Source organism: Rugosimonospora acidiphila (genome assembly GCF_039543385.1).
GTDB lineage: Bacteria > Actinomycetota > Actinomycetes > Mycobacteriales > Micromonosporaceae > Rugosimonospora > Rugosimonospora acidiphila.
The window spans coordinates 74714-98116 of record NZ_BAABJQ010000016.1 but is presented as its reverse complement, the minus strand read 5'-3'; the positions used below and the strand labels follow the sequence as shown (position 1 = coordinate 98116).

Annotated in this window: 25 protein-coding genes; 20 read left to right on the top strand and 5 right to left on the bottom strand. The window is 71.3% G+C overall.

Annotated features, from left to right (window positions below; all coding sequences use genetic code 11):
• Positions 1–578: 578 nt before the first annotated feature.
• From ABEA87_RS24945 to ABEA87_RS24935, 3 genes are all read left to right on the top strand, one after another.
• A complete protein-coding gene (locus ABEA87_RS24945) occupies positions 579–1550 on the top strand; it encodes a heme o synthase (protein WP_345633387.1) in 972 nt (323 codons plus the stop codon).
• Positions 1551–1790: 240 nt separating this feature from the next.
• Entirely contained in the window at positions 1791–2117 is a 327-nt protein-coding gene (locus ABEA87_RS24940) for a hypothetical protein (protein WP_345633385.1), read from the top strand.
• Positions 2114–3073: an ATP-grasp domain-containing protein gene (locus tag ABEA87_RS24935; RefSeq protein ID WP_345633384.1), complete on the top strand. Its 960-nt coding sequence runs from the start codon at positions 2114–2116 to the stop codon at positions 3071–3073. The genes ABEA87_RS24940 and ABEA87_RS24935 overlap by 4 nt, the downstream gene beginning before the upstream one ends.
• Before the next feature lie 103 nt (positions 3074–3176).
• On the opposite strand, the gene ABEA87_RS24930 is transcribed toward ABEA87_RS24935, so the two are convergent.
• Entirely contained in the window at positions 3177–4094 is a 918-nt protein-coding gene (locus ABEA87_RS24930; protein WP_345633382.1) for a COX15/CtaA family protein, read from the bottom strand.
• Between the two features lie 126 nt (positions 4095–4220).
• Here ABEA87_RS24930 and ABEA87_RS24925 point away from each other — a divergent pair, with 126 nt between their 5' ends.
• The 9 genes from ABEA87_RS24925 (at position 4221) to ABEA87_RS24885 (ending at position 11541) form a co-directional block, all read left to right on the top strand.
• Positions 4221–4967, top strand: coding sequence for a helix-turn-helix transcriptional regulator (locus ABEA87_RS24925; RefSeq protein ID WP_425570947.1), 747 nt, complete (start codon positions 4221–4223; stop codon positions 4965–4967).
• Positions 4964–6433 (top strand): Fe-S cluster assembly protein SufB, encoded by a 1470-nt coding sequence (sufB, locus tag ABEA87_RS24920; protein WP_345633381.1) that lies wholly within the window; start codon positions 4964–4966, stop codon positions 6431–6433. The genes ABEA87_RS24925 and sufB overlap by 4 nt, the downstream gene beginning before the upstream one ends.
• 34 nt (positions 6434–6467) lie before the next feature.
• Positions 6468–7652 carry a Fe-S cluster assembly protein SufD gene (gene sufD, locus ABEA87_RS24915; protein ID WP_425570946.1) on the top strand — a complete coding sequence of 395 codons (1185 nt, stop codon included), beginning with the start codon at positions 6468–6470 and terminating at the stop codon, positions 7650–7652.
• Positions 7649–7975, top strand: a complete 327-nt coding sequence (locus ABEA87_RS24910) for a non-heme iron oxygenase ferredoxin subunit (protein WP_345633380.1) — start codon at positions 7649–7651, stop codon at positions 7973–7975. The genes sufD and ABEA87_RS24910 overlap by 4 nt, the downstream gene beginning before the upstream one ends.
• Positions 7972–8733: a Fe-S cluster assembly ATPase SufC gene (sufC, locus tag ABEA87_RS24905; protein ID WP_345633377.1), complete on the top strand. Its 762-nt coding sequence runs from the start codon at positions 7972–7974 to the stop codon at positions 8731–8733. Before ABEA87_RS24910 ends, sufC begins: the two co-directional genes overlap by 4 nt.
• A 21-nt stretch (positions 8734–8754) precedes the next feature.
• Complete coding sequence (locus tag ABEA87_RS24900; protein ID WP_345633374.1) at positions 8755–9978, top strand: cysteine desulfurase; 1224 nt, start codon at positions 8755–8757, stop codon at positions 9976–9978.
• The gene (gene sufU / locus ABEA87_RS24895; RefSeq protein ID WP_425570945.1) at positions 9975–10505 is read left to right on the top strand and encodes a Fe-S cluster assembly sulfur transfer protein SufU; all 531 of its coding nucleotides are present in this window, start codon (positions 9975–9977) and stop codon (positions 10503–10505) included. Before ABEA87_RS24900 ends, sufU begins: the two co-directional genes overlap by 4 nt.
• A complete protein-coding gene (locus tag ABEA87_RS24890) occupies positions 10502–10828 on the top strand; it encodes a metal-sulfur cluster assembly factor (RefSeq protein WP_345633372.1) in 327 nt (108 codons plus the stop codon). Before sufU ends, ABEA87_RS24890 begins: the two co-directional genes overlap by 4 nt.
• An 80-nt stretch (positions 10829–10908) precedes the next feature.
• Positions 10909–11541 carry a LysE family transporter gene (locus tag ABEA87_RS24885; protein WP_345633370.1) on the top strand — a complete coding sequence of 211 codons (633 nt, stop codon included), beginning with the start codon at positions 10909–10911 and terminating at the stop codon, positions 11539–11541.
• A gap of 15 nt (positions 11542–11556) precedes the next feature.
• On the opposite strand, the gene ABEA87_RS24880 is transcribed toward ABEA87_RS24885, so the two are convergent.
• The gene (locus ABEA87_RS24880) at positions 11557–13452 is read right to left on the bottom strand and encodes a right-handed parallel beta-helix repeat-containing protein (RefSeq protein ID WP_345633367.1); all 1896 of its coding nucleotides are present in this window, start codon (positions 13450–13452) and stop codon (positions 11557–11559) included.
• A gap of 93 nt (positions 13453–13545) precedes the next feature.
• Here ABEA87_RS24880 and ABEA87_RS24875 point away from each other — a divergent pair, with 93 nt between their 5' ends.
• From ABEA87_RS24875 to ABEA87_RS24865, 3 genes are all read left to right on the top strand, one after another.
• The gene (locus ABEA87_RS24875; RefSeq protein WP_345633365.1) at positions 13546–14532 is read left to right on the top strand and encodes a TetR/AcrR family transcriptional regulator; all 987 of its coding nucleotides are present in this window, start codon (positions 13546–13548) and stop codon (positions 14530–14532) included.
• A 71-nt stretch (positions 14533–14603) separates the two neighbouring features.
• Entirely contained in the window at positions 14604–15362 is a 759-nt protein-coding gene (locus tag ABEA87_RS24870; RefSeq protein ID WP_345633363.1) for an HAD family hydrolase, read from the top strand.
• Between the two features lie 20 nt (positions 15363–15382).
• Positions 15383–16027, top strand: a complete 645-nt coding sequence (locus tag ABEA87_RS24865) for an acVLRF1 family peptidyl-tRNA hydrolase (RefSeq protein WP_345633361.1) — start codon at positions 15383–15385, stop codon at positions 16025–16027.
• On the opposite strand, the gene ABEA87_RS24860 is transcribed toward ABEA87_RS24865, so the two are convergent.
• Together ABEA87_RS24860 and ABEA87_RS24855 are read right to left on the bottom strand one after the other, a co-directional pair.
• A complete protein-coding gene (locus ABEA87_RS24860; protein ID WP_345633360.1) occupies positions 16008–16565 on the bottom strand; it encodes a DUF3761 domain-containing protein in 558 nt (185 codons plus the stop codon). The two genes, ABEA87_RS24865 and ABEA87_RS24860, sit on opposite strands and share 20 nt — an antisense overlap.
• A 155-nt stretch (positions 16566–16720) precedes the next feature.
• Complete coding sequence (locus ABEA87_RS24855) at positions 16721–17200, bottom strand: MarR family winged helix-turn-helix transcriptional regulator (RefSeq protein WP_345633358.1); 480 nt, start codon at positions 17198–17200, stop codon at positions 16721–16723.
• Between the two features lie 58 nt (positions 17201–17258).
• Here ABEA87_RS24855 and yczE point away from each other — a divergent pair, with 58 nt between their 5' ends.
• The 3 genes from yczE (at position 17259) to ABEA87_RS24840 (ending at position 20515) form a co-directional block, all read left to right on the top strand.
• Positions 17259–17855 (top strand): membrane protein YczE, encoded by a 597-nt coding sequence (gene yczE / locus ABEA87_RS24850; RefSeq protein WP_345633356.1) that lies wholly within the window; start codon positions 17259–17261, stop codon positions 17853–17855.
• A complete protein-coding gene (locus ABEA87_RS24845; RefSeq protein WP_345633354.1) occupies positions 17848–18750 on the top strand; it encodes an LLM class flavin-dependent oxidoreductase in 903 nt (300 codons plus the stop codon). Before yczE ends, ABEA87_RS24845 begins: the two co-directional genes overlap by 8 nt.
• Before the next feature lie 160 nt (positions 18751–18910).
• Positions 18911–20515: an ABC-F family ATP-binding cassette domain-containing protein gene (locus ABEA87_RS24840; RefSeq protein WP_345633352.1), complete on the top strand. Its 1605-nt coding sequence runs from the start codon at positions 18911–18913 to the stop codon at positions 20513–20515.
• A gap of 8 nt (positions 20516–20523) precedes the next feature.
• Here the strand turns inward: ABEA87_RS24840 and ABEA87_RS24835 are convergent, their stop codons facing one another.
• Positions 20524–21756, bottom strand: coding sequence for a hypothetical protein (locus ABEA87_RS24835; protein WP_345633351.1), 1233 nt, complete (start codon positions 21754–21756; stop codon positions 20524–20526).
• Positions 21757–22023: 267 nt separating this feature from the next.
• Here ABEA87_RS24835 and ABEA87_RS24830 point away from each other — a divergent pair, with 267 nt between their 5' ends.
• Together ABEA87_RS24830 and ABEA87_RS24825 are read left to right on the top strand one after the other, a co-directional pair.
• Entirely contained in the window at positions 22024–22251 is a 228-nt protein-coding gene (locus ABEA87_RS24830) for a helix-turn-helix domain-containing protein (protein ID WP_203921847.1), read from the top strand.
• 40 nt (positions 22252–22291) lie between these two features.
• Positions 22292–23050: an enoyl-CoA hydratase/isomerase family protein gene (locus tag ABEA87_RS24825; protein ID WP_425570951.1), complete on the top strand. Its 759-nt coding sequence runs from the start codon at positions 22292–22294 to the stop codon at positions 23048–23050.
• Positions 23051–23403: the final 353 nt, after the last annotated feature.

Sequence of the window (23403 nt, the reverse complement as noted above, 5' to 3'; positions counted from 1 at the left end):
GCAGCGGGCCGGTGGCACGGTGGTCGGCGCGGCAAAGTTCATCTTCCGTTGGTTGCCTTTTCCCACATTTCCCCGTGAAGGGCCATTTAAGGGCATCGTCGTGGATCGGAAAGCGGGTTCGGGCGATGTGTCCGGCGCCACGCACGTCTCATCCGTCACACCGCGTCGGCCGATCGGAATGGCCGGTCGATACGCGGGTGACGACCCGTCGAGGGGATCGCCCGTCCACATTGACTGCCCGTCCACATTGACTGCCCGTCCACATTGATCGTCCGTCCAGGACCCGGCGCGGCACGGCCCTCGTCCGGCGTGGCCCCCGTCCGGCGTGGCCCTCGCCCGGCCGGGCATTTCGCGACCGACCGGGCGCGCCGTTACCGGTGACCGGGCGGGCGGCCCGGCGGTCCGGCCGCGAGGTTGGTCGAACCCTTTGGCGCGCCCCGGATTCCGGCGGTGAGCATCCGGTTGCCGCTGGTGACGCCAGATGGGGCAATCCGGCCGGCCGCCTGCAGGTCACGCCGGCCGGACGCGTACTCTGTCTACCGATCCGAACATCGCCGACCGAGGCTAGAAGAGGTGGCATGACCACGATCGCGGAGCGCGAGACGCCCACAGCCTCGGTGCCGCTGACGGCCCAGCCCATTCCGGTAGCGGAGCTGGTCGCGGCCCCTCAGCGATCGGGCCTGCGTGCCGTGGTCGGCTCGTACCTAGCGTTGACCAAGCCGCGGATCGTCGAGCTGCTGCTGATCACCACCGTGCCGGCGATGTTCCTGGCCCGGAACCGGGTGTCCCCCCTCTGGCTGACGCTGGTCGTGCTGGTCGGCGGCGCGTTGGCCGCTGGCGCGGCCAACGCCCTCAACTGCTACATCGACCGGGACATCGACCAGGTCATGAAGCGGACGTCGCGCCGGCCGTTGCCCGCCCACACGGTCTCGCCGCGCAACGCGCTGGTGTTCGGGCTGGTACTCGGGGTCGTGTCGATCGCGCTGATGGCCGCGTTCACCAACGTTCTGGCCACCGCGCTGACCGCGACCGCGATCGTCTACTACGACCTGATCTACACCAAGTGGCTCAAGCGCAGCACCTCGCAGAGCACCTTCTGGGGCGGGATCTGCGGCGCCCTGCCGGTGCTCATCGGCTGGGCGGCGGTCACCGGCACCCTGCCGCTGCGCGCCTGGCTGCTGTTCGGCGTGGTGTTCTTCTGGCAGATGCCGCACTTCTACGCGCTGGCCATCAAGTTCCGCGACGACTACCAGCGCGCCGGCATCCCGATGCTGCCGGTGGTGGCCTCGATGCGCCGGGTCGGCACGGAGACCGTGGTGTTCGCCTGGCTGACCCTGCTCACCTCGCTCGCCGTCTGGCCGCTGGGCATGACCCCGCTGTACGGGGTGACCGCCACCGTGGTCGGCGCGCTGTTCGTCTTCGAGGCGCACGGGCTGGCCCGCCGGGCCTGGCGGGGGCAGCCGGTCAAGCCGATGCGGCTGTTCCACTGGTCCACGACGTACCTGACCCTGGTGTTCGTCGCGGTAGCGGTGGACGCGCTCATTCAGTAGCGATCCCTGGCAAGCGGCAACTGTCCGCATTGGTTGCTTTATTGCCGCATTCCGTGGCCATACTGTTGCCAATTCGCAAGGGTTGTCGAAATGCCGGAATTCTCCGCGTGATCTCGCGGGAAATGACGGAAAAATAGGCGCAGAACGCAGGTGTCCGTCACGTGACCAGCGGGTAACCGTGATCACATCGGGTGATTGGTAGCACGGCGCTGACCTCGCGAATCTGCTTACCCTGCGGTCATGGCAGAAGGTTCCGATACGACGCTGACTACCGATCAGATCGCCCCGGCAGACAATCTCATCGCCGGGATCAAGTCGTTCGCCGAGGGACACGGCGGCGCGAAGGCGGTCATCGAGTACGTCGGCCGGCGTGGCGCCCGGATCGTCCTCGTGGGGGAGGACGGCACCTGGGATGACCAGTTCGCCAGCAGCACCGACGTGGCCCGCAGGGCGTGTGTGACGGCGGGTGTCGAGGTGGAGAACGAGTGGGAGCGGGAGCTGATCGAGCAGATGCGGCCCAGCAACGACCTCTGGCGGTCGATGGGGCGTCGTACGCTCGCCCGGTGAATAGAAGATCCATTTCCAGTGCGGCCCGGGGAGATGCTCCCCGGGTCGCCTTCATTACCTGCGCGGACCTGCCCGACCTCGACCCGGACGACCGCCTGGTCATCGAGCCGCTGGCCCGCCGCGGCATCACCGTGGTGCCCGCGGTCTGGGACGACCCGGCCGTCGACTGGGACGCCTTCGACCTGGCCGTGCTGCGCTCGCCGTGGGACTACTCCGGCCGGCGGGACGAGTTCGTGGCCTGGGCGGACACCGTGCCCCGGCTGGCCAACCCGGCCACGGTCGTGCGCCGCAACACCGACAAGCGCTACCTCGCCGGGCTCGCCGAGGCGGGCGTGTCGGTGGTACCGACCCGCTGGCTGGCGCCCGACGAATCACCGGCGCGAGACGCCTCACCGGCGCCAGTCGCCGGCCTCGGGGCCGAGGGCGAGTACGTCGTCAAGCCGGCGATCAGCGCCGGCAGCTACGAGACGGGGCGCTACGACCTGTCCGACCCCGGCCAGCGCGAGCTCGCCGAGCGGCACGTCGAGCGGCTGCACGCCGCCGGCCAGACGGTGATGGTCCAGCCGTACCTGGGGGCGGTGGACCGGCACGGTGAGACGGCCCTGATGTTCTTCGGCGGGCGGTTCAGCCACGCCATCCGCAAGGGCCCGATGCTCGACGGCCCGTACCGGGGCATGGAGGGGCTGTACCGGCCCGAGCTGATCGACCCCCGGCGGCCCAGCGACGGCGAACTGGCCGTGGCGACGCGGGTTCTGGAGGCCGCCTCCGCGGTGCTGGGTGCCGGCCCGGACGGCCTGCTCTACGCCAGGGTCGACCTGATTCCGGACCCGGACGGCACGCCGGTGCTCATCGAGTTGGAGCTGACCGAGCCGTCACTGTTCCTCACGCACGAGCCCGGTGCGGCGGGACGGTTCGCCGAGGCGATAGCGGCCCGGCTGGCCGGTGCGAACGGCTGACTCGACGCCGACGGGGTTCCGGCGGCCTGGCCGCCGGGACCCACTCGTCGCTGGCTCAGCGGGGCACTGGCTCAGCGGGCGGCTGGCTCAGCGGGCGGCTGGCTCAGCGGGCGCTCGCGGCGGCCGGAAGCGTCGGCGCGGGCACGGCCTCGGCGGCGGCCTCCGGTTCGCGTACCCGGCCGGCGGACTGCGTGCGCAGGGCGGCCAGCCAGACCGCGCACGCGCCGATCAGGTGCACGGCCACGAGCAGCGACGGCAGGTGGGTGAAGTACTGGACGAAGCCGATCACGCCCTGGGCCAGCTCGACGCCGACCAGTACCACCCCGGCCCGCCGGGTCTGCCGGGGCGCGCCGATCGCCCACAGCGCGAAGCACCAGGCCACCGAGAGCCCGATCAGCAGCATCACCAGGTCGGCGTGCAGCTGCGCGACCATGCCCGGGTCCAGGCCGGTGCGGTGCGCCGTGGCGTCGCCCGCGTGCGGGCCGCTGCCGGTGACCACGGTGCCGGCGGCCAGTACCACGGCGGTGACCACCAGCAGCAGCCAGTTGAGCGCCCGTACCGGGGCCGAGATCAGCCACCGCACCGGCCCGCCCGGCTCCCGGGTGGCCAGCCACATCCGGTACGCGACCACGATGATCACCATTGAGAACAGGAAGTGGCAGGCCACCACCCAGGGGTTCAGCTTGGTCAGCACGGTGATGCCGCCGACCACGGCCTGGGCCGGGATGGTCATGAGCATGGCCACCGACCAGCCGATCTGCCGCCGGTCGCGGACCGGCTGGAGCAGGGCCAGCAGCACCGCGACGACGACCAGGATGCCGACCAGCACGCCGAAGATCCGGTTACTGAACTCGATGACGCCGTGGTACCCCATGGCCGAGGTGGTGACATACGATGAATTCGTACATTTCGGCCAGGTCGGACAGCCCAGGCCGGAGCCGGTGAGGCGGACGGCGCCTCCGGTGAACACCAGCACGACGTTGACGACGAGCGACGCCAGCGCCACCCAACGCAGGGTCACCGGGCTCCTCAACACGCTGTCCAGACTAGAAGCAGCCAAATCACCGGCCGCGCCCGGGCGCCCGGTGGTGTGGATCACCGGGGGGCCGGTTTGCACAGCTCATTCGAAATACGTCACACTGGTGTTGTGAAAAACGCGGCGAAGATCAGGGACGTGCCGTCCCTCGGCGCCACCGACGGCCAGGCCGCCGGCGCCGATCGCCGCACCCGGGACCGGGTGATCCAGCTCCTGCTGGAGCGCGGGTCCGCCACCGCCGGGGAGCTCGGCCAGGCGCTGGGGCTCAGCCCCGCGGCCATCCGCCGGCACCTCGACGCCCTGATCGCCGAAGGCGGCGTGATCTTCCGGGAGCAGCCCGCGCAGAGCCAGCGCGGCCGTGGCCGGCCGGCCAAGACCTTCCTGCTCACCGACGATGCCCGGCGGCGCCAGGGCCGGCACACCTACGACGACCTGGCCGCGGCCGCACTGCGCTGGATCGCCGCCCAGGGCGGCGAGGAGGCGGTCGGGGAGTTCGCCGCGGAGCGGGTCGCCGCGCTGGAAGCGCGGTGCCGCGCGGCGATGGCCGACGCCGGCGACGACCCCATGGCCAGGGCGGAGGCGCTCGCCTGCGTGCTCACCGCCGAGGGCTACGCTGCCTCGGCGACGGCGATCGCCTCCGGCGGCCAGCTCTGCCAGCACCACTGCCCGGTGGCGCATGTCGCCGCCGAGTTTCCGCAGTTGTGCGAGGCGGAGACCCGGGTCATATCGCAGCTCGTGGGCACGCATGTACAGCGACTGGCAACGATCGCACACGGCGACGGAGTGTGCACCACGCACATCCCGGACCCGCGGCGCGCCGTGATCAATAAGAACGACTCTGTGAGGACGATGCCATGACCGCGATCAACCAGCCGCTCGACGGCGGCGCCTCCTCTTCCGGCGCTGCTGGCGGGGTGGCTACCCAGGAGCAGCAGCTGGCGGAGCTCGGCCGGTACGGCTACGGCTGGGCCGACTCCGACGTGGCCGGCGCGGCCGCGCAACGTGGTCTGAACGAGGCGGTGGTTCGGGACATCTCGGGGAAGAAGAACGAGCCGGCCTGGATGCTCGACCTGCGCCTGAAGGGGCTGCGGCTGTTCGAGCGCAAGCCGATGCCGTCCTGGGGCGCCGACCTCACCGACATCAACTTCAACAACATCAAGTACTTCGTCCGCTCCACCGAGAAGCAGGCGGCAAGCTGGGACGACCTGCCGGACGACATCAAGAGCACGTACGACCGGCTGGGCATCCCGGAGGCCGAGAAGCAGCGGCTGGTCGCCGGCGTGGCCGCGCAGTACGAGTCCGAGGTCGTGTACCACAAGATCCAGGAGGATCTGGAGGCGCAGGGCGTCATCTTCGTGGACACCGACACCGGCCTGCGTGAGTACGAGGACATCTTCAAGGAGTACTTCGGCACGGTGATCCCGGTCGGCGACAACAAGTTCGCCGCGCTCAACACCTCGGTCTGGTCCGGCGGCTCGTTCATCTACGTGCCGAAGGGTGTGCATGTGGAGATCCCGCTGCAGGCCTACTTCCGGATCAACACGGAGAACATGGGCCAGTTCGAGCGGACGCTGATCATCGTCGACGAGGGCGCCTACGTGCACTACGTCGAGGGCTGCACCGCTCCGATCTACTCCTCCGACTCGCTGCACAGCGCGGTCGTCGAGATCATCGTCAAGAAGAACGCCCGCTGCCGGTACACGACGATCCAGAACTGGTCGAACAACGTGTACAACCTGGTCACCAAGCGCGCCGTCTGCCACGAGGGCGGCACCATGGAGTGGATCGACGGCAACATCGGCTCCAAGGTCACCATGAAGTACCCGGCGGTCTACATGGTCGGCGAGCACGCCAAGGGCGAGGTGCTGTCGGTGGCCATGGCCGGCGAGGGCCAGCACCAGGACGCGGGCGCCAAGATGGTGCACGCCGCGCCGAACACCTCCTCGACCATCATCAGCAAGTCGATCGCCCGCGCCGGCGGCCGCACCAGCTACCGCGGCCTGGTCCAGGTGCTGGAGGGCTCGCACCACAGCCGCTCGACGGTCAAGTGCGACGCGCTGCTGGTGGACACGATCTCCCGGTCCGACACCTACCCCTACGTCGACATCCGCGAGGACGACGTGGCGATGGGGCACGAGGCGACGGTCTCGAAGGTCAGCGAGGACCAGCTGTTCTACCTGATGAGCCGCGGCCTGACCGAGGACGAGGCGATGGCGATGATCGTGCGCGGGTTCATCGAGCCGATCGCCAAGGAGCTTCCGATGGAGTACGCGCTGGAGCTCAACCGCCTGATCGAGCTTCAGATGGAGGGGGCGGTCGGCTGACCGGCCGCCACCGCCCCGAGTCGAGCAACCCACGATGGAGAACCCGAAGGACATGACTGCGCCCGCCTCAATAGCCGCGCCTCCGCCCAAGACCAAGTCTCAGGCGCTGCGCTCGTTCGACGTGGCCGACTTCCCCACGCTGACCGGGCGTGAGGAGGAGTGGCGGTTCACCCCGCTCAAGCGGCTGCGTGGCCTGGACCGGATGAAGGTCAGCGACGTCGAAGAGGATGCCGCGCACTGGCCGGCGTTCAGCGACGGACCGCTGCCGGCCGGCGTCACGGTCAGCGGGATCGGCCGGGACGACCCGCGCGTCGGCAGCGTGCTGACCCCGTTCGACCGGATCAGCGCGCTGGCGTACGGCTCGTTCGACAGTGCCACGTTGATCAGCGTCGCCGCCCGGGCCACGCCCGCCGAACCGGCCGTCATCGAGGTGTCCGGCGGACCGGTCGAACTCGCCGCGTTCGGCCACACCTTCGTCGAGGTCGGCGAGCTGGCCGAGGCGACGCTCGTGCTGCGGTACGAGGGCCACGGCACGCTGGCCGACAACGTCGAGGTATCGGTGGGCGCGGGTGCCCGGCTGACCCTGGTCACCGTGGCCGACTGGGACTCCGACGCGGTACACGCGCAGCACCTGCGCTTCCGGCTGGGCCGCGACGCCAAGCTGGTACACGTGCAGGTGTCGCTGGGCGGCGACCTGGTCCGCCAGTACGCCAGCGTGGACTACGCCGACCGGGGCGGCGAGGCCGAGCTGTACGGGCTGTACTTCGCCGACGCGGGGCAGCACTTCGAGCACCGGCTGCTGGTCGACCACGCGGTGCCGGACTGCCGCAGCAACGTGAACTACCGGGGGGCGCTGCAGGGCGCCGAGTCGCACACGGTGTGGGTCGGCGACGTGCTGATCCGTGCCGAGGCCACCGGCACCGACACGTACGAGGTCAACCGGAACCTGGTGCTGTCCGACGGCGCGCGGGCCGACTCGGTACCCAACCTGGAGATCGAGACCGGTGAGGTGGTCGGCGCCGGGCACGCCAGCGCGACCGGCCGGTTCGACGACGAGCAGCTGTTCTACCTGATGGCCCGGGGCATCCCGGAGACCGAGGCCCGCCGGCTGGTGGTCCGTGGCTTCTTCGCCGAGCTGCTGAACAAGATCCCTGTTGAGGGGCTGCGCGAGCGGTTGAGCGCCGACATCGAGGCCCGGCTGCAGGAGGCATCGGCGTGATCAAGGTTTGTGAGCTGGAGGACCTCAAGCCCGGCAGCGCGATCGGCGTCGAGCTGGAGGGCATCCCGGTCGCCGTGGTGCGCACCGACGACGGCGAGGTGTACGCGGTCTACGACGAGTGCACGCACGCCGCGGTGCCGCTGTCCGAGGGTGAGATCGAGGGCTGCACGCTGGAGTGCTGGCTGCATGGGTCGCGGTTCGACCTGCGCACCGGGGAGCCGACCGGCCTGCCGGCCACCGAACCGGTGCCCGTCTATCCCGTCGAGATCCGCGACGGCTCTGTCTTCGTCACGTTGGAACCAAGCAATGGAGTTACCCCGTGAGTGTCCTTGAAATCCGTGACCTGCAGGTGTCGGTGAAGCTGCCCGAGGGGCAGCTCAAGCCGATCCTGGCCGGCGTCGACCTGACGGTACGGGCGGGTGAGACGCACGCCATCATGGGCCCCAACGGCTCCGGCAAGTCCACCCTGGCGTACTCCATCGCCGGCCACCCGAAGTACCAGATCACCGGCGGCAGCGTGCTGTTGGACGGGCAGGACGTGCTGGCCATGACCGTGGACGAGCGGGCCCGCGCCGGCCTGTTCCTGGCCATGCAGTACCCGGTCGAGGTGCCCGGCGTCTCGGTGGCCAACTTCCTGCGCAGCGCGAAGACCGCGGTCGACGGTGAGGCGCCGAAGCTGCGCACCTGGGGCCGCGAACTCAAGGAGTCGATGGACCGCCTCGGCATGGACGCGGCCTTCGCCCAGCGCAACGTCAACGAGGGCTTCTCCGGCGGTGAGAAGAAGCGGCACGAGATCGTCCAGCTGGAACTGCTCAAGCCCAAGGTGGCCATCCTCGACGAGACCGACTCGGGCCTGGACATCGACGCGCTGCGGGTGGTCAGCGAGGGAGTCAACCGGGTGCGCGAGACCGGCGACACCGGCCTGCTGCTGATCACCCACTACACCCGGATCCTGCGCTACGTGAAGCCGGACCACGTGCACGTGTTCGTCGCCGGCCGGATCGTCGAGGAGGGCGGGCCCGAGCTCGCCGAGCGGCTGGAGGCCGAGGGGTACGAGCGCTTCGTCAGCGCGGCGGCCTAGGCGCGGAACGGGAGCCTCATCATGAGTTTCGACGTAGAGAAGATCCGCCAGGACTTCCCGATCCTGGATCGGGAGGTCAACGGGTACCCGTTGGCGTACCTGGACAGCGCCAACACGTCGCAGAAGCCGCGCCAGGTGCTCGACGTGCTCGACGAGCACTACTCGCGGCACAACGCCAACGTGGCCCGCTCGGTGCACACCCTGGGCACCGAGTCGACCGAGGCGTACGAGGGCGCACGGGCGAAGGTAGCGACGTTCATCGGCGCCGGTTCGCCCGACGAGATCGTGTTCACGAAGAACTCGACCGAGGCGATCAACCTGGTGGCGTACTCGTACGGGGCGCGGCTGGGCCCGGGCGACGAGATCGTGATCTCCGAGATGGAGCACCACTCCAACATCGTGCCGTGGCAGCTGTTGTGCGAGCGCACGGGCGCGACGCTGCGCTGGTTCGGGGTCACCGACGAGGGCCGGCTGGATCTGTCCACACTGGACACTCTGGTCAACGAGCGCACCAAGCTGGTCAGCGTGGTGCACATGTCCAACACGCTCGGCACGATCAACCCGACCGAAGAGATCACCCGGCGGGCGCACGAGGTTGGCGCGCTGGTCATGCTCGACTGCTCCCAGTCGGTCCCGCACCTGCCGGTGAACGTGGCCGCGCTGGACGTGGACCTGATCGCCTTCACCGGGCACAAGATGCTGGGCCCGACGGGGATCGGCGTGCTGTGGGGCCGCTCCGAACTCCTCGCCGACCTGCCGCCGTTCCTCGCCGGCGGGTCGATGATCGAGACCGTCACCATGGAGAAGACCACGTTCATGGCCCCCCCGGCGCGGTTCGAGGCGGGTACCCCGCCGATCGCGCAGGCGATCGGGCTCGGCGCGGCGGTGGACTACCTCACCGCGATCGGCATGCCGGCGATCGCCGAGCACGATCGGAAGATCACGACCTACGCCCTGGACGCTCTGTCCACAGTGGAGGGCCTGCGGATCTTCGGGCCGACGGTACCGGTCGGGCGCGGCGGAACGATCTCCTTCGACCTGGCCGGCGTGCATCCGCACGACGTGGGTCAGGTGCTCGACACCGTCGGTGTGCAGGTGCGGGTGGGTCACCACTGCGCCCGGCCGACCTGCGTGCGCTTCGGCGTCCCGGCGATGACCCGGGCCTCGTTCTACCTCTACACCACCACGGAAGAGATCGATGCCCTGGTGCGAGGCCTGAACCAGGTGCGGAAGGTGTTCTCATGACGCAGCCCCAGCTCGACCAGCTCTACCAGGAGATCATCCTGGATCACTACAAGCACCCGCACGGGCGTGGCCTGCGCGAGCCCTACGAGGCCGAGGCGCACCACGTGAACCCGACCTGCGGCGACGAGGTGACCCTGCGGGTCCACATGCACGACGGCGCGGTGCAGGACGTGTCGTACGACGGGATGGGCTGCTCGATCAGCCAGGCGGCGGCCAGTGTGCTCTACGACCTGGTCCACGGCCGGCGGCTGGACGAGGCGCTGCGGCGCCAGGAGGCGTTCGTCACGCTGATGAGCTCCAAGGGCCAGGCCGAACCGGACGAAGAGTTACTGGAGGACGCGGTCGCGTTCGCAGGCGTCGCGAAGTACCCGGCCCGGGTCAAGTGCGCGTTGCTACCGTGGATGGCGTTCAAGGATGCCGCCGCTCGCGCGGCCGCCAGCGGTGCCGACGAAGGAGGCGCCGCGGTCAAGCGGCCGGGTTCCAGTGGAACAGTGACGGCGGCGGCGAATTTAGGGAGCGAAGGATGACCACTGCGGTGCCCGACATCGAAGAGGCGCTCAAGGACGTCGTGGACCCGGAGCTGGGCATCAACGTGGTCGATCTCGGCCTGGTGTACGGCATCCACATCGACGAGGAGAATGTCGCGACCGTCGACATGACCCTCACCTCGGCGGCGTGCCCGCTGACCGACGTCATCGAGGACCAGGCGCGGCAGGCGCTGTGCACCGGTCCGGGCGGCGGCCTGGTCAGCGACATCCGGATCAACTGGGTGTGGCTGCCGCCGTGGGGTCCCGACAAGATCACCGACGACGGTCGGGAGCAGTTGCGCGCCCTCGGCTTCAACGTCTGAGGCGCCCGAGTCACGACGAACCGCCCGTCCGCCACTAAATTCGGTGGCGGACGGGCGGTTTCGCTTGCCACCATCTCGGCGTGACCGACGCGTTGCTCTCCGGGCTGCTGGCCGGGTATGGCGTGGCCATTCCGGTGGGCGCCATCGGGGTACTCATCATGGGACTGGCCGCGCGCACCTCGCTGGCCGTCGGCGCGGGCGCCGGGCTGGGCGTGGCCACCGCCGACGGGCTGTATGCCCTGCTGGCCGTCGCCTGCGGCACCGCCATCGCCGGGCTGATCCGGCCGGCCGCCGCGCCGCTGCGGTGGACCGCCCTGGTCGTACTTGTCGGGCTGGCGGCCCGCACCGCCTGGTCGGCCTGGCGCACGCACCGGGACGCGCTCGCCGCGCGACCGGCCCGGATCGCCCTGTCCACCCCGGGGCGCGCCTACGCCGGACTGCTCGGCCTCACCCTGCTCAACCCGACCACCGTGGTCTACTTCAGCGCGCTGGTGCTGGGCCGGCAGGCCGTCAGCGGCGACCGCTCGGTGCCGGCCGGCGTGCTGTTCGTGGCGGCCGCGTTCGCCGCCTCGGCGAGCTGGCAACTGCTGGTGGCGGCCGGGGGATCGGTGCTGGGCCGGGCGCTGGCCGGCGCGCGCGGCAGGCTGGCCACGGCGCTGGTGTCCAGCGCGGTGATGGTGGTACTCGCGGTGCGCCTGGCCGTGACCGGCTGATCCGGCCGGTACCGATCAGCCGGCGCGCCGCCCCGCCCCGGCAAGGATGTCCGCGCCGGCCGGGTCGGCGGCCAGCGCCTGCTCGAAGCCGTCCCGGGGCAGCACCGTGTTGCCGGCGAGGGTGACTCCGGGCGGCGGGGTGTCGTGGCCGACCGGCTCGTCGTCCCAGAAATTGCCGAGGAACGCGACATTGTCCAGCGGCGGCGTGACCCGCAGCACGGCCGGGGTGTCGGCGCGGTACACGGCGTTGCCCTGCACCGTCACCCACGCCGACCCGAAGTCGGTGTAGAGCCCGAAGTTGTACGGGGTGATGGTGTCGCGGATGACGTTGCCGCGTACCAGAGTGCCGCTGGCGTACGAGGCACCCTGCGGCCCGGCGAGGTAGATGCCCCCGCCGTCGGCGAGCACCGTCATCGTGCGGTACACGAGGTTTTCCACCACCTGCACCCGGCCGGCCCGGTCGCCGCCCATCACGATGATGCCGCTGTACGGCACGTCGTGGATCTCGTTGTGCGCCACGGTCACCTCGCGCGACTCCGCCACCCACACGGCGGGGCAGCCGTGGTACTCCCGCCCGACATCGTGGATCAGGTTGCGTTCCACGCGGGTACGGGTTCCGGAGTCGATCGCCACCCCGCCGCCGGAGACATCGTCGATGACGTTGCCGAGCACCGCGTTGTCCTCGCTCGGCCCGGCTTGACCGCGTGGAGGGTGCTCGCCGGCGCCGGAACTTGGCTCCGGCTGCGCTCCCCGGAAGGCCACCGCGCCCGCGCCCAGCCGAGTGAACCGGTTGTCCCGCAAGGTGATCCGCTGCGTGTGCGTGAATGCGACGGCGGCCGGCACCTGGGCCGGGCTCTCCGGGACCGCGAGCTGGGCCAGACCCTCGGCGAGGTCGACCAGCGCGAGCGGCCCACCGTCGTGGTATGCGTTGCCGTGGTAGTGGAGGAAGCCACCGGCTCCGCTCGGCTCGGTCCAGCCGGCGTGGCAGAGGGTCAGCCCCCGCAGGGTCACGTCGTGCAGCGGTCGCGACCCGGTACCCCGCCCCACGACCAGCCGCTCCAGCACCGGCACGACGAACTCGGCCGTGGCCGGATCCTCGTCGGGCAGCGGCAGGTAGTACAGGACGTGCTGGCCGGCGGCGCGGTCGCCTCCGCGACGCTGCGCATCCAGCCGTTCGAGGGCGAACGTGCCCGGCTCGGTCAGGAAGCTCACGCTGTTCTCCGCCGAGGTGGGCGCGGCCAGGATGCCCCACTGATCGGACGGCCTGCCGTCCAGCCGCGCGGCGTACAGCTCGCCGGACCGGCCGAATCCGGGCTGGGCCATGGTGATGGTGGTGGACCGCTCGTCGCCGGAGATCGCGGCCACCCCGAGGCGCGCCTCCGACCACGGATTGACTCCCTGGAAGACGAGTTCGATGCTCGCCGGGTCGCGCCAGGTCTGCGGGAGCGTGCTGTCTGTGACGAAACCGGTCTCGGTTTTCGTCACGTTTCCCGGTAGGCCCGGGCGGACGGTGGCGCGCGGCGCCCGGCGCCCGTTCACGTACAGCTGGCGGGTGGGCAGGTCGCCGACGTCGGCCCGCCAGGCGCGGCCCCCGGGTACCGGCCGCCATCCGGTGACCGGCCGGCCACCACTGAGCACCGCCTCCTCCGGCCGTGCGGTGCCGTGGCCGAAGGACTGGTAGATCACCCGGTACCCGTTGCCGCCCGAGTCGCCGGCCTCGCCGTCCAGCGTGAACGGCTCGGTCAGCCGGTACGTGCCGGCGCGCAGGTTGACCACGAGGTCGGCCGTCATGGTGGCGGTGCGGGCCCGGACCGCGCGCTGGGCCGCCGGCAGGCTGGCGAGCGGCCGCTGCGGCGTACCGGGCCAGGAGTCCCGGCCCCAGGGCGCGACGTACAACTGATTCTCGGGCATGGGCCGACCTTCCCGCTGTGGCTTATTGCGTATACGATGTGTTTATACGATAAACATTCGTGTCGAGCGGATGTCAAGCGCGGAGGGGTGAGCGTGGCGGGACGGGACGCCCCGGCCATCGAGCTGCTGTGGGGCGGTGGGGCCGGCGATGGCGGGGGCGGCCATGGCAGGTCGCGGCTGAGCCTGGACCGGATCGTCGCCACCGCCGTCGAACTGGCCGACGCGGACGGGCTCGGTGCGCTGTCCATGCGTCGCGTCGCCGACCGGCTGGGCTTCACGACCATGTCGCTGTACCGGCACGTACCGGGCCGGGCGGAGCTCGTCGAGCTGATGCGGGACGCGGTCTTCGGCGAACTGGCCGCCGCGCCGCCGGGCGACACCGACGGCGACACCGACGGCGCGGGCGCGCCCGGCACGGGCGGTGGCTGGCGGGCGGACCTGGAGTGCTGGGCGCGGGAGGACTGGGCCCTGCACCTGAGGCATCTGTGGCTCGTGCATACCGCCCGGAGCCGGCGGTTGCCCGGCCCGAACGCCGCCGCGGCGTACGACCGCGCGCTGGGCATCGTCGAGCGCACCGGGCTTCCGGCTCGCCAGGTGGTCGCCGTGGTCTCGCTGGTGACCGGGTTCGTGGAGACCGCCGCGCGGCAGGCCGAGGAGATACTGCGAGAGCAGCGGGACTCCGGCGTCTCGCAGGAGCAGTGGTGGCACGGCCAGGACGAGCTGTTCGGGCGGCTGCTGCCGTACCCGGCGGTGGGGCGGCTCTGGAGGGCCGGTGGCTTCGCTGAATTCGAGGACCCGTTCGACTTCGGTCTCGCGCGCACCCTGGACGGGGTCGAGCAACTCGTGCGGGCCCGGGGCGGCGAGGGGCGTGACGAAAATCGTGACGAAAACCTGACCCGGGGCTCCGGGCGGGACTGCCCGGTCTGCGGCACCCCGCTGGACCCGGCCGTCCGGGGTCGGCCCCGGGACTACTGCTCGCGCGCGTGCCGCCAGCGGGCCTACCGCCAGCGCCGCCCGTCCGGCCCGCCCGCCCCGTCCGACCCCGCGCGGCGCCCCGACGACGGATCGGGCGCCAGCTGAGCCCACAGGGGAGCGCGGCCGAGCACCCCCCAACGCCTCCCCAGCGCGCCGGGCCGGGTTACCGTCGGGGGATGCCGACCGCTCCCCGCGCACTGCTGCTCGACTTCGGTGGCGTCATCGTCCACGACGTCCGCCGCAAGACCTGGGCACGCGAGCTGGCCGAGACGGTATACACGCTGCTCGCGGCGAGCGACGCCCGGCCGCCGGAGGTGGCGGCCATCGAGGCCGACCTCTCCGCCGGGCTCAACTCCTACGGGTACTGGGGCGACGGCGTGTCCCGGTCGTTCGCCCCAACGGAGCTGCGCCACGAACAGCTCTGGGCGGATTTCGTCGCGGCGGACTGGTCCCCGGCCGCCCGCGAGATCGTCCTCGCCCACGCCACCACGCTGACCTACCGGCTCGGCGAGGTACGCCACGAGTGGCGGGTCCGGGAGGGCATGGCCGAGTTGCTGGACGAGGCGGCGGGGCGGGGCATCCTGCTCGCGGTGGTCAGCAACACCATCTACGGCAGCGTGCACCGCGATTTCCTGGAGCGCGCCGGGCTCGCCGATCGCTTCGCCGTGCAGCTGTACAGCGACGAGGCGGGGGTGCGTAAACCCAATCCGGAGCTGATTCTGCGGACGACCAGGGCTCTGTCGGTGAGCCCCGACGAGGCCTGGTTCGTCGGCGACACCCGGTCCCGGGACGTGCGGTGTGGCCGCCGGGCGGGTGTGGGCATCGCCGTGTTGATGCAGTCCGATCGCACCCTGTACGAGCCGGCCACCCCGGTCGAGCCGGACTTCGAGGTGGCCGACCCGGTAGCGCTGCACGCTCTGCTCGCCGCCTGCTGAGCGCCGGTACTGTTCCTCGGATGGGCAGCAGGCCGGCGGCGGGTGGCGGGCGGTGGGTCGAGGTGGATCCCGACCGGATGCCCCGCTGGCTGTCCGGGTTCGCGCAGCGCCACGGCGATTGGACGGTGGTCGGCGCGCAGGGGGTGCTGGACCTGCGTGCCGAGGACGGGGCGAGCGCCGAGTGTCATGCGTCGCCCGGCGCGCCGGCCTTCACCGGGGTGGACGGGTTCCTGGCCGCGGTGCGGGTGGCCGGCCCGCTCGGGCTGCTGCTGGCCCGGCGGGGCGCGGTGGCGGTCGGCGTGGCCGAGGGCGACGAGCTGGCGGTGTCCAAGGTAGACAGTCGCTACGTGCAGGGCCGCACGGCGGCCGGTGGCTGGTCGCAGCAGCGGTTCGCCCGGCGGCGGGAGAACCAGGCGCGCGCCGCCGCCGGGGACGCCTCCGACCTGGTGGCGCGGCTGCTGCTTCCCCGGGCGGGCGAGCTGGTTGCGGTCGTGACCGGGGGTGACCGGCGGGCGGTGGACGCGGTGCTGGCCGATCCGCGGCTGGGGCCGGTGGCGGCGCTGCGCGCCGAGCGGTTCCTCGACGTACCGGAGCCCAAGCTGGCCGTGCTGGAGGCGGCGGTGCGCCAGGCCCGCGCGGTGCGGATCAGGCTGGTAGATCCCTGAGCCACTGCTTGACGCCGCCGTGGCCGGAGCAGGTGCCGCGCCGGTGCTCGCTGAAGCTGTAGGTGCCGTCCTGGCACTGAGCGCTCGCCCCGGCCGGCGCTGCGGGCGCCTGGGCCGGCCGCTCCACACAGTCGCCTGAGCTGTTGCGGTACTCGTCGGCGGAGCAGCTTCCGGAGTCGCCGCCCTGCTTGTCCCCGCCGCCCTGCTTGTCCCCGCTGGCCTGCTTGTCCCCGCCGCCTTGCTTGTCCCCGCCGGCGGGTGCGGCCGGCGCTGCCCGGGTCGGGGCGACCCGGGCCGGGGCCGCGGTGTCCTTGGCGGGTGCGGCCGCGGTCGTCGCGGGCGCGGGTGCCACCGAGGCGGCGGCCGCCGTGGCAGTCGGCGCGGCCGCGCTCGGTACGGGCGGCGCCGCGGTGGCGTTCGTTACGGCGGCGCTCGGTACGCCAGCGGGCGGGGTGGCGGCGGGGCCGCAGCCGGCGGCGAGCAGGACGGCTGCGACGGCACCGGTCGCGACGGCGGATATCCGCAACGTGATCGACATGGCTACCGATCGTAGTTACCGCGCGTAACCGGCAAATCAGGCGCGGGTACGGATGCCCGCGGCAAAATGATCCGCCGGGATGTCCGGTAAGTCGGCATCGCACGCCGTGGGTGCCCTCCCGGGCGACGATGGGTGGGCCCGCTTCGCCCGTACGGCTACCGCCTGTCCGCTGCCGGCCTGGATGGCACGTCGTCGAGGTGCGGGACGACCGCGTCGGCGATGTCTCCGAGCACCCGGATCTGTTCATCGGTGAGCCGGTCGATGAAGTGCCGGCGCACCGACTCGACGTGGTGGCCGGCCGCGGCGCGGATCGCTTCCCAGCCGGCGTCGGTGAGCAGGATGACGGCGCCGCGCCCGTCCGACGGGCACTCCTCGCGGGTGATCAGTCCGCGCTGCTGCATCCGGGTGAGGTGGTGTGACAGCCGGCTCCTGGACCAGCGCATGTGCGCGGACAGCTCGGTCAGCCGCAGCCGGTGCCCGTCGGTGTCGGACAGGTTGGACAGCACGTCGTAGTCGGCGTCCGAGAGCCCCGAGGACTCCGCGAGATCGCGCGAGACCTGCAGGTCCAGCAGGAGCCGCATCCGCCGGTACCCCAGCCAGGCGCGCATCTGCGCGTCGTCCAGCCACCTCGTCACGGGACCAGCGTAGCACCTTTGTTGACATGTCAACTCGATCCGAGCTACGTTGTTTGACATGTCAACAAGACGCCTGTTCGCCCTGTACCTCGGCCTGATCTTGTTCGGCGTGAGCGTGGCGTTGATGGTCCGCGCCGACCTGGGTCTGGACCCGTGGGACGTGCTGCACCAGGGGCTGGCCCGGCGGACCGGTATCGGCCTGGGCTGGATAGTCATCGCGGTGGGCGCCCTGGTGCTGCTGGCGTGGCTGCCGCTGCGGCAGCGCCCCGGCCTGGGCACGGTCAGCAACGTCGTGGTGGTGGGGCTGACCGCCCAGGCCGCGCTGGCCGTCGTTCCCGATCCCCACCCGCTCGGGGTGCGCCTCGCCCTCCTCGTACTCGGCATCGTCGCCAACGGCGCCGCCACCGGGCTGTACATCGGCGCGGGGCTGGGGCCCGGCCCACGCGACGGGCTGATGACCGGCCTGGCCGCGCGGGGACTGCAGATCCGCTGGGCCCGCATGGGCATCGAGCTGTCCGTCCTGGCCGTGGGCTGGCTACTGGGCGGAACGGTCGGGGTGGGCACCGTCGTGTACGCGCTGAGCATCGGGCCGCTGGCCCAGTTCTTCATTCGCCGCTTTCACATCATCGACCGGAAGGTGTCCTTCAATGGCTGACCTGTTGTTCGGGCTGGACCTGCCCGCCGCGGTCTCGCCCGGGTACGACCCGGTGGCCTCGGCGCTGCGCGCCGAGGGGCTCGGCTACGACTTCGTGTCCACGTCCGATCACCCGTGCGGCGACCAGCCCACGAACGAGACCTGGACCATGCTGTCCTGGGTGGCCGCGCGCACCAGCCGGATCCGGATCGCCACCCGGGTGCTCGGGGTGCCGTACCGGGCGCCGGCGATGGTCGCCAAGATGGCCGAGACGCTGGACCGGCTCTCCGGTGGCCGGCTCATCCTCGGCCTCGGCGGGGGCTATTCCGACGAGGAGTTCCGGGCGTTCGGGCTGGACGTGCCGACTCCGCGGGAGAAGGTGGACGGGCTGTCCGAGACGATCCAGATCGCGCACGGGCTCTGGTCCACCCCGCGGTTCAGCCTCGACGGGCGGCGCTACCGGGTGCGCGAGGCGGACCTGGAGCCCAAGCCGCCGCGCCCGATCCCGGTCTGGCTGGGCACCTACGGTAACCGGGCGCTGTCGCTGACCGGCGCGGCCGCCGACGGCTGGATCCCGTCGCTGGGGTCCGCCGCACCTGAGCGGATTCCGGCCATGCGGGAGCGGATCCTGGCCGCGGCGGCCCAGACCGGACGCCCGGCGGACGCGCTCACCTGCGTGTACAACCTGGGCATCCGGGTGGACGGGCGGGCGTCGACAGACCCGTCCCTGCTGTCCGGATCGGCGGAGCGGCTGGCCGAGCGGTTGGTCGAATTCGTCGAGCTGGGCTTCACCGGCTTCAACTTCCAGCCGGCCGGCCCGGACCGGGACGAGCAGGTGGACCGGATCGCCCACGAGGTGATCCCGCTGGTACGCCAGGCGGTCGCGGGCCGCCCGGCCCGGGGCGGGGTGGATTGATCTTGCCGGTCGTCCCCGTGGTGGGCGTCGCCGCGGACGGGCTACACTGGCACACGTGCTGCTCTGCGAAGACTGACCAGACCCGCACCGACCGGGCATCCCGGCCGGTGCATGCGTCTGTCCTGATCAGTCCGAACCCACACGAGAGCGAGCCGATCCGATGATCACAGCCACCGGCCTGGAACTGCGCGCCGGCGCCCGCATCCTGCTGTCCGAGACGACGCTGCGGGTGCAGCCGGGCGACCGCATCGGCCTGGTTGGTCGCAACGGGGCCGGCAAGACCACCAGCCTCAAGGTGCTGGCCGGCGAGGGACTGCCGTTCGCCGGGCAGGTCGAGCGGCGCGGGCCGCTCGGCTACCTGCCGCAGGACCCCCGCACCGGCGATCTTGACGTCACCGCCCGCGACCGGGTGCTGTCCGCCCGGGGGCTGGACACCATCCTGGCCGAGATGAAGAAGCTGGAGGTCCAACTCGCGGAGGACCCCAGCGACCGGGCCGTGCGGCGGTACGGGGTGCTGGAGGACCAGTTCGCCGGGCTCGGCGGGTACGCGGCCGAGGCGGACGCGGCGCGCATCTGTGCCAACCTCGGGCTGCCCGACCGGGTTCTCGCGCAGACGCTGGGCACCCTGTCCGGCGGCCAGCGCCGCCGCATCGAGCTGGCCCGGATCCTGTTCGCCGAGGCGGGCGAGGCCAACGGCGGCATCCTGCTGCTCGACGAGCCCACCAACCACCTCGACGCGGACTCGATCACCTGGCTGCGCGGCTTCCTCGCCAGCCACAAGGGTGGCCTGATCGTGATCTCCCACGACGTGAACCTGCTCGACGCGGTGGTCAACAAGGTCTGGTACCTGGACGCCAACCGTTCGGTGGTGGACGTCTACAACGTCGGCTGGAAGACGTACCTGCAGCAGCGGGAGACCGACGAGCGGCGCCGGCACCGGGAGCGGGCCAACGCGGAGAAGAAGGCCGGTGCGCTCATGGCGCAGGCCGACAAGATGCGGGCCAAGGCGACCAAGACGGTGGCCGCCCAGAACATGGCCCGGCGGGCCAACAAGCTGCTGGAGGGGCTGGAGGAGGAGCGCGCCCACGACAAGGTGGCCAAGGTGCGCTTCCCGACCCCGGTGGCCTGCGGTAAGACCCCGTTGACCGCGCACGGGCTGTCCAAGACGTACGGCTCGCTGGAGATCTTCCTCGATGTCAGCCTCGCGGTTGACCGGGGCTCGAGAGTGGCCATTCTCGGGCTCAACGGCGCCGGCAAGACCACCCTGCTGCGGATGCTCGGCGGCCTGCTGACGCCGGACAGCGGCGAGGTGGTGCCCGGCCACGGGCTGCGGATCGGGTATTACGCCCAGGAGCACGAGACGCTCGACGTCGACCGGACGATCTTGGAGCACATGCGCTCGGCGGCGCCCGACCAGAACGACACCGAGCTGCGCAAGATCCTGGGCGCGTTCCTGTTCACCGGCGATGACGTGAACAAGCCGGCCGGGGTGCTCTCCGGCGGGGAGAAGACCCGGCTGGCGCTGGCCACGCTGGTCTGCTCCGGCGCCAACGTGCTGCTGCTCGACGAGCCGACCAACAACCTGGACCCGGTCAGCCGGGAGCAGGTGCTGGACGCCATCGCCCGGTACCCGGGCGCCATCGTGCTGGTGACCCACGACCCGGGCGCGGTACAGGCGCTCAAGCCGGACCGGGCGATCCTGCTGCCCGACGGCGTCGAGGACGCGTGGAGCGACGACCTGCTGGAGCTGGTCGAGCTGGCCTGAGCGCCGGCTCACAGGGTCGCCAGGACCGCCTCGATCACCATCGCGGCGACCGCCCCCGAGGCGGCCAGGATGACCGGTGCCGGCAGGTCCGGGCCCGCCTGCCGCCGCGGGGCCACCGCGGCGACCGTGAGCCAGGGGAAGAACGCGAGCCAGGCGTGCTCGACCCCGCCCCGGGCCAGGCCGGCCAGCACCGAGAAGGCGACGGCGCACCCGGCGCCGACCAGGAACGGCCAGCCCGGGGTGTTGCGCATCTTGCGCATGCTCGCCACCAGCGCCGGCCCGCACGCCAGGAGCAGGGCCACCATGCTGATGACGCTCCACCAGAGCACCGGGCGGAACGGCTCGATCCGGGACGCGTAGTCGGCCCGCGCCACGGCCAGCCCGGCCAGCCAGGGGAAGCCCAGCCGGTCCGCCACGAGTACGGGCAGCAGCGCGCCCAGCCCGGTACCGATGTTCAGGAACGGGCGGCGCCGGGCGAAGTACAGGCAGACCACGGACAGGCCCAGCCACGGCGCGGAGTACGAGAACAGTGAGGCGAGGCCGAGCAGGGCGCCGGAGACCAGCGCCCACGCGCCGGCCGGCGGCCCGGTGCGGCGCCGGTCGCTGGCGCGTACCCCGGCGGCGACCATGGCCGCGCCGAGCGCCGCGGTGAACACGTCGGTGCTGACCGCCACCCAGATCGCGTACGGCGCGAGGATCAGCACCGTGGCGTACCGGCGGGCCTGGGTCTCCCCGCAGACTCCGCGGACCGCCGAGAGCACCAGCGGTACGGTCAACGTGCCGACCGCGGTGATCAGCAGGGCCAGCCCAAGAACGCTGTGCAGGCCGGCCCGATCCAGCGCCCACAGCAGCAGTACCGGGCCGGGCGGGTGCCCTCGAGCGGCGACCGAGTGGATGGCGGTATTTTGCGTAAAGTGCTGTAAATAGTGCAAAGGGGCGTTGCGGACAGCGCCGATCTCGGATAGGAAATTGTCCGGGTCGCGCAGCGGGCGGGTCAGCCCCGCCTCGCCGTCGACCAGCACGAGTCCCAGCGCCCAGGCCAGACCGGCCAGGTAGCCGGTGGCTGATACCAACCCCCACCGGGCCCGCTCAAACCAACCGCCGGCCTGCAGCGAGAGCACCGCTACCGCGACCGCCGGAGCGAGCACGCTGGACGGGGCGAGCTGAAAGCGGTACCGGCCAAGGAAAGGAGCGCTCGCGGTACCCAGCCGTGCGCCGCTGTGTACGGCCCAGGCGGTCACTGCCAACCCGAACCCGATGAGCGTCAGCCACCACAGCAGATCCCTCCACTGTCGCCTGGCGACAGAAACGACGCGCGTCGAATTCGCGCGCGCAATTCGTGGGGGCGTTCTCGCAGCTCTGTCCATCACCGGGCAACACGCTATCGGGTACCTGACACACTTGTGCGTGTCGGTTGGCTTCGTGATGATATCTAGCGCATGATCGACGCAGGCGGTCTAATAGGTGGGACCGCCAACTCCGCTCAATAGACGACGTGAGGAATCAACATGGCAGCCACCGGCACCACCACCAGCGCCGAAAAAGGTCGCCGGATCGTCGGGGCCGAGCGTCAGACGCTGGCCAAGGACCTCGTCAAGCGCTACACCTCCGGCGAAAGTATTCGGGCGCTCGCATCTTCTACCGGCCGTTCCTACGGTTTCGTCCACCGTGTGCTCACCGAATCCGGTGTGCAGCTGCGTCAGCGCGGTGGCGCCCGTCGGCGCAAGAAGGCGTGAGCCGCCCACCAGCACGTATTCCACTGCGTCGGGTCGAGCCGTGACTACTCCAGCGGCTCCCGACGTGCTGTTCGACCGCCAAGGGCCGGTTGCGACCATCACGTTGTGCCGGCCCGAGGTACTCAATGCTCAGACCCCGCAGATGTGGACCGCGCTGCGCGAATTCGGTCGCCAGTTGCCCGGTGATGTGCGGGTCGTGGTGGTGCGTGCCCAAGGTCGTGCCTTCTCCTCGGGCATCGATCTATCGGTCGTCAAACGCACATTTGCTGAAATGACTTCGTATTCTGATGACGAGGTCGCCAATCGGATAGCCTTCTTCCAGGAGGCGTTCTCGTGGCTGCGCCGACCAGATCTGGTCAGTATTGCCGCAGTACAGGGACATGCGATCGGCGCCGGCTTCCAGCTGGCGCTCGCGTGCGATCTGCGCGTGGTCACCGACGACGCGAAGTTCACCATGGCCGAGGTGACACTCGGCCTGGTGCCCGACCTCACGGGCACCAAGCGGCTGGTGGATCTGGTCGGGTACGGCCGGGCACTGGAAATCTGCGTGACCGGCCGGCGGGTCGACGCCCCGGAGGCGTACCGGATCGGCCTGGCCAACGTGGTGGTACCCGGTGACGAGCTGGACCGGGCGGTCGACGACCTGGCCGCAGCCGTGCTGTCGGCGAACCGGGACGCGGTAGTGGAGATCAAGGCGCTGCTGTCCGGCGCCGGCGAGCGGGACTACCCGGCGCAGGAGGCCGCCGAACGGGAGGCCCAGGTGCGCCGGATCCGCGACCTCGCCGGCCAGGGCGAATAGCGCGGCCGATCGGGCGCGGGACGTCGCGTTGGCCCGCCGGCCGCCAAGCTGGTGACCCGGTCGGGCCCAGCGCGCCCGCCGCCCCGATCGCCCGCCGGTCTGGTCGCCCGCCGGTCTGCTCGCTCGCTGCTCCGATCGCTCGCTGCTCCGATGCTCGCCGGCCCGATCGCTCGGCGGCTCGAATGCGGCCGGCTGCAATACGCGGGCGCGGCTCATTTTCCGCGTGCCTTCCCGCGCGGTCCTTTTTCGGCCGGCGCGGATGCCGGCGGTGCGATATTCGGCGGCCAAGCCCGGTATTCGGCGGGGGCGGTCGCGGTGGGATCGATCGGGAAGACCCCTTCGCTTGCCGGGAG